The organism is Methylobacterium sp. E-065, from assembly GCF_022829605.1.
Taxonomy (GTDB): domain Bacteria; phylum Pseudomonadota; class Alphaproteobacteria; order Rhizobiales; family Beijerinckiaceae; genus Methylobacterium.
Map to the genome: position 1 here is coordinate 68,353 of NZ_JAKSYD010000039.1, position 8,614 is coordinate 76,966.

Genomic DNA, 8,614 nt, shown 5'->3' on the forward strand with positions numbered 1-8,614 from the left:
CGAACAGTCCGCAAGAGGCGTGCCGAGCGCCCCCATGCCGAACCGGTATCCACTTCGGCGACGACAGCCCTAGCCCGCCCTCGGCTGGTCCAACAGGGCCACCGCACGCGGATTGATGCGCCCGCGAAGGATGTCGCGCAAGCCGAGCAGGTTACCGAAGAGCCTGCCGCGTCGATCGAGATATGGCTCGGGCGACACGCTCCGCGTCAGGTTCATCCCCATGTTGCGGGCCATGAGGAACAGCGCGTGGCGCCGCTTCATGCTCCCCTTCCGGATCAGGTAGATCGGATTGACGATCTGCGAGTAGCCGAATTTCTTCCCGGGCGTCCGGCCCATCTTGATCCCCAGATGCACGCCGGAGATCGCGGACACGTCAACGATCTTCCCCGACTTGCTGAGCTGGTGCGAGAAGTCGACATCCTCCAGCCAGCCGTAGAGGGGTAAATTCTCGTCGAAGCGGACATCGCGCGCGTGTTCGAGGCGGATCGCCATGTTGCAGCCGTAGCCGACGATCTTGTCCCGCACGGTCGCCGGGTGCGTCGGATCGGCCGGCGTCTCGTCGAGCATCCGATTCGCCTCGGCGACCGGTATGCCGGGACCGATGATCCCATCCTGGATGATGTGGCCGTTGGCCAGCGCGATATCGGGCCGCGTCTGCATGATCGTCTCGATCGCGTCGAGATACTGGCGATGGACGAAGAAGTCGTCGTCGATGATCAGCAGGATGCCGTCCTGGTCCTTCAGCAGGTCGAGCATCGCGTTCCGCTGCGAGCAGGACCCTTTCGTCGCCCGGATGTGGGTCAGATCGAGGGTGCGGTCGAAGTCCGGCGTCTGGTAATCCTCATCGTCCGGCGTGCAGAGGATGACCCTGTCCGGGCGCCGAACCTGCCGGCTGAGATGCACGAGCGTGTCGCTCAGGATCCCCTTCCGCCCAGCGCTCGGAATGCCGACAAACAAGCGGGTCATCACGCGTCTCTCTCTCAGGCCTCACGCCACGAGACCGACAGGCCTCGACGCGGCGTGCGGCACGATGATCATCGCCCTTCAGGCCATCCCTGCCCCGAGGAGCAGGCGATTTGAAAGTGTCGTGCGCGGTCCTGGGATCTCACGCCCGGCGGGAAAACAAGTCCCTGGCGCGCAAGAAAACGGTTCTCTAGCAATCTTCGATCCGCGCGAACGAAGCGGGCTTACGGCATGGCCCGGATATATCAAGCCGTGAAACGTGCGGAGATCCGTGATCATCCGATCTCCCGAGCCGGCCCGCCTACCGGCTTGTCCGGGCGCGGTCGCTCACATGGAGAGACGCTTGAACACGGGTTCCGGCACGTTCCGGATCACCATCATGATCAGCCGCCAGATCGGCCGGACGTAGATGACGTCCCGGCCCTTGGTCACGGCGGTGAAGATCGCGTCCCCGACCTCGCTCGGCTGCGCGGTGAGCGCGGGCGGAAGCTTCATGCCGGCCGTCATGGCGGTCGCCACGAAGCCCGGCTTGACCGTGACCACCGTCACGCCCTTCTTGTACAAGCGGTTGCGCAACCCGGCCAGGAAGGCGGTGAACCCCGCCTTGGCCGAGCCGTAGACGAAGTTGGATTGCCGGCCGCGGTCGCCCGCCACCGAACTGATGCCCACGATGCAGCCGCTGCCGCGCGTACCCATCCGCCGGGCCGCGGCCAGGAGGTAGCAGGCTGGGCCCGTGTAGTTGGCCGCCATGACGGCGTTCGCGGCGTCGAGGTCCGCTTCGCTCTGCGCTTGGTCACCCAGCAGGCCGACCACCATGACGACCACGTCCGGCAGCGCCGGGAGCCCCTCGAAGAAACGCTCGGCCGCGCCATCCGTGGCATCGAACTCGACCGCCTCGGCCACCACCTTGAAGCGGATCCGCAGGTCGGCGAGGTCGTCCGCGAGGGCGTCGGCACGCCGGGCCGCGAGGGTCACCGAGGCGCCGCTCTGCGCGAAGCGCCGGGCGACGGCCCGCCCGATATCCGAGCGCGCACCGAGGATGAGGACGGACTTTGGCGTCACGCTAGATCTCCAGACGATCGGACAGGGCCGACCGGAAACGTCCGTCGAGGCCGTAGCGCCGCCGGACCGCATTGAACTGCTCCAGCCGGGGGTAGCCGGCGCGCAGCATCGGCGCGCGCATCCGCGCGTCCTTGGCGAGGTAGAGCCGGCCGCCGGCCTCGGTGACGATCCGGTCGAGCCGGTCGAGCAGCGCGAAGGTCTCGGGATTGGCCGGGAAATCGAGCGCGAGGGTGTAGCCCTCGCGCGGGAACGACAGGTGGCCGAACGACTCGTGGCCGAGCCGCTTGAGCACCGCCAGGAACGAGGCCTGCCCGACCCGGGCGATCTCGGTGAGCAGGGCGGTCAGCCCGTCGCGACTGGTCTCCAGGGGCAGCACGCACTGGTACTGCACGAAGCCGTGGCGCCCGTAGATCCGGTTCCAGTCCTGAATGGCGTCGAGCGGGTAGAAGTAGGGGTCGATGTCGACCACCTTCCGGCCCGGCTTCTGCAGCCGGTAGTAGACTTGGTTGAACAGCGACACCGAGAGCCGGTTGAGCGCCACGGTCGGAAAATCGACCGGCACGCGTTTGCCGCGGGGCGACGGCCGCGCGAAGGGCGTGGCCTGCTCGGCCGGATCGAGATCCTGCGGCGCGGCATGCTCGCCGAAGATGATCACGGACCGGCCGAGATTCGCGCCGGAGGCGAGACAGTCGATCCAGGCGACCGAGTAGGTCCGGGCGGCGCCCGCCTCGAAGATGTCGATCGCGGTCGCGAGGTTGGGGGCGCGGACGGTCTCCTGCAGGATCTTCGACGAGCGTACCGGGATCAGGCGGAACGTCACGGTCAGGAGGGTGCCGGTCAGCCCCATGCCGCCGCAGGTGGCGGCGAACAGATCCGCGTTCTCCGCCTGCGAGCAGGTCAGGATCGTGCCGTCGCCGAGCGCGAGGCGGACCGAGAGGACATGATCGCAGAACGAGCCCGCGCCGTGGTGGTTCTTGCCGTGCACGTCCGACGCCACCATGCCGCCGACGGTCACGAACTTGGTGCCGGGCGTCACCGGCGGGAACCAACCGCGGGGCGTGAACACCGCGACGATCTCGCTCAGCAGCGCGCCGGCCTCACAGGTCAGCTCGCCTGTCGCCTCATCGAACGCGATGAGGCGGCCGAGCCGGCGCATGTCGACGGTCAGACCCGGGCCGAAGCTGGCATCGCCGTAGGAGCGCCCGTTGCCCCGGGCGATGAGCGGCCGGGCCGGCGCACGCGCGGCTGACGCGCCAGCGGGATCAGTCGGCGCCGCGACCTCGCAGTCGCGCCGCGGGTAGCGTCCCCACCCGGTGAGCGGGACGCGCGTACGGTCGGGTTCGGACACGGGGGACTCGGGTTGTCAGAGGGAGATCGCCAGCACGGCCGCGACGCAGGCGCCGGTCGCGAGGCTGATGCGATCGGTGAGCGCGTAGACGACCGGATCGCTGTGGAGCTGGTCCCGGTTCGAGAGGAGGAACATGCGGCTGATCCAATAGATGAGCAGGGGGCAGATCAGCCAGAGCCGGTTGGGATGCGTGTAGAGCGCGGCCACGTCCGGGCTCGACATGTAGAGCGCGAAGACGAAGACCGAGCCGTAGCCGGCCGCCGCGCCGAACGGAAACAGGACGCGCAGGTCCTCCACCGAGTAGCCACGCCCGGCGAGCTTCTTTTTCTCGCCCGGCTGTTCGCCCTGATGGCTGGCCGTGAGTTCGGAACAGCGCTTCACGATCGCGAGGCTGGTGAACAGGAACAGCGAGAACATCAGCAGCCAGGGCGTCTGCGGCAGGCCCAGGGCGGCGACGCCGCCGAAGACGCGGATCGCGTAGAGCCCGCCCAGCACCACGATGTCGATCATCATCCGACGCTTGAGGTGGAACGAATAGGCGAGCGTCAGGACGAGGTAGATCAGCAGCGCGAGGCTGAACTTCACCGGCAACAAGAACGAGAGCACGAAGGCACCGACCGCGAGGATCCCCGCCAGGACGACCCCGTACAGCACCGGCACCGCGCCTGACGCGAACGGCCGCCGGGACTTGCGCGGATGAATCCGGTCGGCCGGCAGGTCGAGCAGATCGTTGATCAGGTAGGCACTCGAGGCCGCCATGCAGAAGCAGACGAAGGCGGTGAGCGACGCGAGCGTGCTCGCCGCGTCGAAATGGTGGCCGGTGACCAGTCCCACGAAGACCAAGGCGTTCTTGGCCCATTGGTGCGGGCGCAGCGCCCGGACCACGTCGCGGGGCTTGACCCGGGACTCCGCGACGATGCGCGCATCCGGAAAAGCCGTCCGCACCTTCTGCGAAAAATCACCGCCGTGCGCCACCGCCAGCACATTGCGCGACGCCCGCCAGACCGGGAAATCGACGGCTGCGTCCCCGACGTAGTCGAACCCCTTCTCGCCGAACTCGGCCACGAGGCGCGCGGCCTTCGCGTCGCCGGCCAGGTTGACGCCGGCTTCGGTCGAGAACACCCCGGCGATCCCGCCGACCCGGTCGGCCAGGGCCTCGACGAGGCGACGGTCGGAGGCCGACGCGATATAGACCGGGCGCCCGGCCGCCTGCGCGTCGCGGATCAGCGCCACGGTCTCCTCGCGGAGCGGAATCGTCGCGATGCTCGGGTCGGCGCGCTCGGAGAGGTGCTGCTTCAGCTCGGCCTTGCCTTCCGTGAGCAGCCAATGCGGCAGCCGCCAGGCCTCGAGCGGGAAGCAGGCCAGGAACTGGAGCGCCGACTCGTAGAGAAGGTCACTCTTGATCAGCGTTCCATCGACGTCGACGACGAGCGGGACGTCGCGCGTGCCTGCGTCCTGGATCGCGGCGCTCGCAGCGCTCATGCGGGCACCCTCAGCAAGTGATGTCCTACTGTTAAAGTGGTCACTTCCTACAATCTTCCCGCCGAATTAGTGGAAAATTGGATGTCCGTACGTCGATAATTACGTGAACTGGACAGGCCAAGAATGTCAAGGCTCGGATGGGCGGCGGGGCCGGCCGAAGCGCCCCACGGCCTACGCGGCAACAACTGAGAGTACTCCGCCGCGACCGCGTTAACCCCGCGGCGATCAAGGATCAGCAATTTCTATACATACATCAGCCATTTCTGGTGAAAATGGTAACGATTTTTCCTTGGGACATAAGCTAGTGGATGTGTTCCGGTCGGTTGGGCGTCCTTGCTGATCCGGAGTATATTCGATAGAGGTCCCGCGAGCAGCGACTTGTATCGAGAGATTTTCGCGAATGGGACGTGTCTTGATCACGGGCGGTGCGGGCCTCGTCGGTCAGAACCTCATACCGCGCTTCAAGGAGCGCGGCTTCACCGACATCGTGGTGATCGACAAGGCGGCCGCCAATGCGGCGATCCTGAAGGAGCACCATCCCGACGTCGAGGTCATCGTGGCCGACCTCGCCGTCGATGACGGCTGGCAGGACAAGCTCGCCGGCCTCGATGCCCTGGTCCACGCGCATGCCCAGATCGGCGGCCTCGTGCCGGACGAGTTCGTGCGCAACAACGTCACGGCCAGCGAGCGCGTGATCGCGGCAGCGAAGCGGCACGCCGTCCCCTACATCGTCAACATCTCCTCGTCGGTGGTGAACTCGCTGGCGGTCGACGATTACACCGAGACCAAGAAGGCGCAGGAGGCGCTGGTCCTGGCCTCTGGCATTCCCCAGATCGTGCTGCGGCCGACGCTGATGTTCGGCTGGTTCGACCGCAAGCATGTCGGCTGGCTCGCCCGCTTCATGGAGAAGATGCCGGTCTTCCCGATCCCCGGCTCGGGCCGCTACCTGCGCCAGCCGCTCTATGTCGGCGATTTCTGCAACGTCATCGTGGCCGCGGTGGAGCGGCGGATGACCGGCGCCTTCAACATCACCGGCCAGGAGCGGATCGACTACATCGACCTCGTCCGGGAGATGAAGCGGGCGACCCGGGCGCGCACCCAGATCGTGCGCATCCCCTACCAGATGTTCGCGCTGCTGCTGCGTGTCTACGGCCTGTTCAGCAAGAACCCGCCGTTCACCGAGAAGCAGCTCAAGGCCCTGTCGACCCCCGACGTGTTCGAGGTGATCGACTGGCCGAAGATCTTCGGCGTGCGCGCGACGCCGCTCGCGAGCGCGTTCGACGAGACGTTCCGCCATCCGGTCTATTCCAAGATCGCGCTGCAATTCTGAGAGCCCGATGATGCACGTTCGCTGCTTGCTCGCGCGGGAGCCTGCCTGATGGCGCGCCTGATCGTGATCGGCGCCGGGGCGATGGGCCTCGCCGCGGGCTACCACGCCGCCAAGGCGGGGCATCAGGTCGAGGTGCTCGAAGCCGGCCCTGAGGCCGGCGGCATGGCGGCGCATTTCGACTTCGACGGTGTCTCGATCGAGCGGTTCTACCACTTCGTCTGCAAGACGGACGAACCGACCTTCAAGCTGCTCGGCGAGATCGGCCTCGGCGACGCGATGCGCTGGCGCAAAACGACGATGGGCTATTTCTCGGGGGGCAAGCTGCATCCCTGGGGCGATCCGATATCGCTGCTGCGCTACCCGAACGTCAGCCTGATGGCGCGCCTGCGCTACGGCCTGCTGGCCTTCGTGTCGACGCGCCGCGAGCGTTGGGACGCGCTGGAGACCCAGAGCGCGAAGGAGTGGATCACCCGCTGGTCGGGCCGGGAGGTCTACGAGAAGCTCTGGCGGCCGCTGTTCGAGCTCAAGTTCTACGAATACGCCGACAACGTCTCGGCCGCCTGGATCTGGACGCGGGTCAAGCGGATCGGCCGCTCGCGCAAATCCCTGTTCGATGAGCAGCTCGGCTATATCGAGGGCGGCAGCCAGACCTTGGTCGACCGGTTGGTCGAGCGCATCGAGGCGATGGGCGGGTCCGTCCGCCTGTCGACGCCGGCCAAGCGCGTCGTCACCGAGGGCGGCCGGGTCACGGGGGTCGAGGCCGCGGACGGGTTCCATCCCGCAGACGCCGTCATCTCGACGATGCCGACGCCGTTCGTCTCGGCCGCGGTGCCGGACCTGCCGGCGGACTGGAAGGCCAAGTACGACGCGATCAACAACATCGGCGTCTGCTGCCTGCTCTTCAAATTGAAGACGCCGGTCACGCCCCACTTCTGGGTCAATATCTCGGAGCCGGACGTGGCCATCCCGGGCCTGATCGAGTTCTCGAACCTGCGCTCGATCCCGAACGGCGAGTCGATCGTGTACGTGCCCTATTACATGCCGGTCACGAACCCGAAATTCTCCTGGGACGACGACCGGCTGCTCGACGAGGCCTTCTCGTATATCCGCCGGGTCAATCCCGCGATCGGACCGCAGGATGTGCTCGCCCGCAAGGTCGCGCGGCTGCGCTACGCCCAGCCGATCTGCGAGCCCGGCTTCGCCGCCAAGCTCCCACCGGTGCAGACCCCGATCAAGGGCCTCCAGATCGCCGATACCTGCTTCTACTATCCCGAGGATCGCGGCATCTCCGAAAGCGTCCGACTCGCCGAGGAGATGGTGGCGAGGATCCCGGCATGAGCGCGCCGGCGACGGGCGGGGGCGACGGGCGGCAGCTCGCGAGCTTCGTCGTCACCGGTGGCATCGCGGCGCTTGCCAACGTGGCGACGCGTTGGCTCTTGAGCTTCGCGATGGTCTACGAACTCGCCGTGACGCTGGCCTATCTCGTCGGCCTGACCACGGCCTTCGTGCTGGCGCGGCGCTACGTCTTCGCCTCGACCGGAAGCTGGCTCGGCGAATATGGCCGGTTCGCCCTGGTCAACGTGTTCAGCTTCCTGATGGTGCTCGGGGTCAGCGTGGGTCTGGCGCGGGTGGTCTTCCCCAGGATCGGCTTCATGTGGCACGCCGAGGATATCGCCCACCTGATCGGCGTCGCGAGCCCGATTTTGCTCAGCTTCTACGCCCACAAGTACTTCTCGTTCGGCAAGCGGGCGCAGCGGGCCTGAACGACGGCGGGATCCGCACGCTCGGATGCCCTCTCGTCTCCCGGACCGATGCGGCGCCGGCGTCACAGATCGATCCCGGCCCGCCAACCGGAGATGCTATCCGCGTTCGCGACGAGGGCCGACTGCACGCGTCTCCTTCCGCCCTTTGCGCTACGACATTTACAGATCGCACTCCGGCTTCGACACACGCTTTCCCTCCCCCCTCTACGGGGGAGGGAGGACCCGCCTCGGCTCATCGTTCTTGACAATGTTCCTATTTTGTTCTCATTAGCCGCCACCTGTCCGCGGCGCTTCTGGGGTGACCCAGCGGCGTCCTTCGGGGGCCCGCGCGGTGGCTGACCGGGCGGGTCCGGGGATGGGGCGGTGCCCGCGTCGGTGGCTCTCAGCCGCCATCGCCCCGGGCGGCGGACCGGTACGGGGCGTGCCTCGGATGCGGGCGTGAGACCGGGCGGCAGTTTGCCCGGCGGGGGGAGGAAATGCCCCCCGCGCCGACCCGCGTCTGGGCTGACCCTGAGCGACCTGCGGACCCGCCCACGACGAGGCGGGGGACGGCTGGAAGGCCACGGCGCCGATGCGGGTTCCGGGGGTGCGTGCACCCCGCCCGAGACCGCTAACGGGGAGTCGCAGGATCGGGACGTCGGAGACACCGCGACGAGAAAGACGGCA

The 8,614-nt window shown here is 67.3% G+C and carries 7 protein-coding genes; 3 read left to right on the plus strand and 4 right to left on the minus strand.

Annotation, left to right across the window (positions count from 1 at the left end; genetic code table 11):
- Nucleotides 1-69 precede the first annotated feature (69 nt).
- The 4 genes from MKK84_RS02970 to MKK84_RS02985 form a co-directional block, all read right to left on the minus strand.
- Complete coding sequence (locus MKK84_RS02970) at nt 70-966, minus strand: glycosyltransferase family 2 protein (protein WP_243916542.1); 897 nt, start codon at nt 964-966, stop codon at nt 70-72.
- Nucleotides 967-1,290: 324 nt separating this feature from the next.
- Entirely contained in the window at nt 1,291-2,025 is a 735-nt protein-coding gene (locus MKK84_RS02975) for an SDR family oxidoreductase (RefSeq protein WP_243916543.1), read from the minus strand.
- Nucleotide 2,026: 1 nt separating this feature from the next.
- Nucleotides 2,027-3,373 (minus strand): FAD-binding protein, encoded by a 1,347-nt coding sequence (locus MKK84_RS02980; RefSeq protein ID WP_243916544.1) that lies wholly within the window; start codon nt 3,371-3,373, stop codon nt 2,027-2,029.
- 15 nt (nt 3,374-3,388) lie between these two features.
- Nucleotides 3,389-4,855, minus strand: a complete 1,467-nt coding sequence (locus MKK84_RS02985; RefSeq protein WP_243916545.1) for a UbiA family prenyltransferase — start codon at nt 4,853-4,855, stop codon at nt 3,389-3,391.
- A gap of 400 nt (nt 4,856-5,255) precedes the next feature.
- On the opposite strand from MKK84_RS02985, the gene MKK84_RS02990 reads away from it, so the two are divergent.
- From MKK84_RS02990 to MKK84_RS03000, 3 genes are read left to right on the plus strand one after another with little or no spacing between them, the layout of a single operon-like run.
- Nucleotides 5,256-6,185 carry an NAD-dependent epimerase/dehydratase family protein gene (locus tag MKK84_RS02990; protein ID WP_243916546.1) on the plus strand — a complete coding sequence of 310 codons (930 nt, stop codon included), beginning with the start codon at nt 5,256-5,258 and terminating at the stop codon, nt 6,183-6,185.
- Nucleotides 6,186-6,233: 48 nt separating this feature from the next.
- Nucleotides 6,234-7,523 (plus strand): NAD(P)/FAD-dependent oxidoreductase, encoded by a 1,290-nt coding sequence (locus MKK84_RS02995; RefSeq protein WP_243916547.1) that lies wholly within the window; start codon nt 6,234-6,236, stop codon nt 7,521-7,523.
- A complete protein-coding gene (locus MKK84_RS03000; protein WP_243916548.1) occupies nt 7,520-7,948 on the plus strand; it encodes a GtrA family protein in 429 nt (142 codons plus the stop codon). Before MKK84_RS02995 ends, MKK84_RS03000 begins: the two co-directional genes overlap by 4 nt.
- The last annotated feature ends 666 nt before the right edge of the window (nt 7,949-8,614 follow it).

Bases quoted from the DNA above. Each gene is read 5' to 3' on its own strand.
- MKK84_RS02995 (WP_243916547.1), top strand. From the start codon at position 6,234: ATGGCGCGCCTGATCGTGATCGGCGCCGGGGCGATGGGCCTCGCCGCG.
- MKK84_RS02985 (WP_243916545.1), bottom strand. From the start codon at position 4,855: ATGAGCGCTGCGAGCGCCGCGATCCAGGACGCAGGCACGCGCGACGTC.
- MKK84_RS03000 (WP_243916548.1), top strand. From the start codon at position 7,520: ATGAGCGCGCCGGCGACGGGCGGGGGCGACGGGCGGCAGCTCGCGAGC.
- MKK84_RS02970 (WP_243916542.1), bottom strand. From the start codon at position 966: ATGACCCGCTTGTTTGTCGGCATTCCGAGCGCTGGGCGGAAGGGGATC.
- MKK84_RS02990 (WP_243916546.1), top strand. From the start codon at position 5,256: ATGGGACGTGTCTTGATCACGGGCGGTGCGGGCCTCGTCGGTCAGAAC.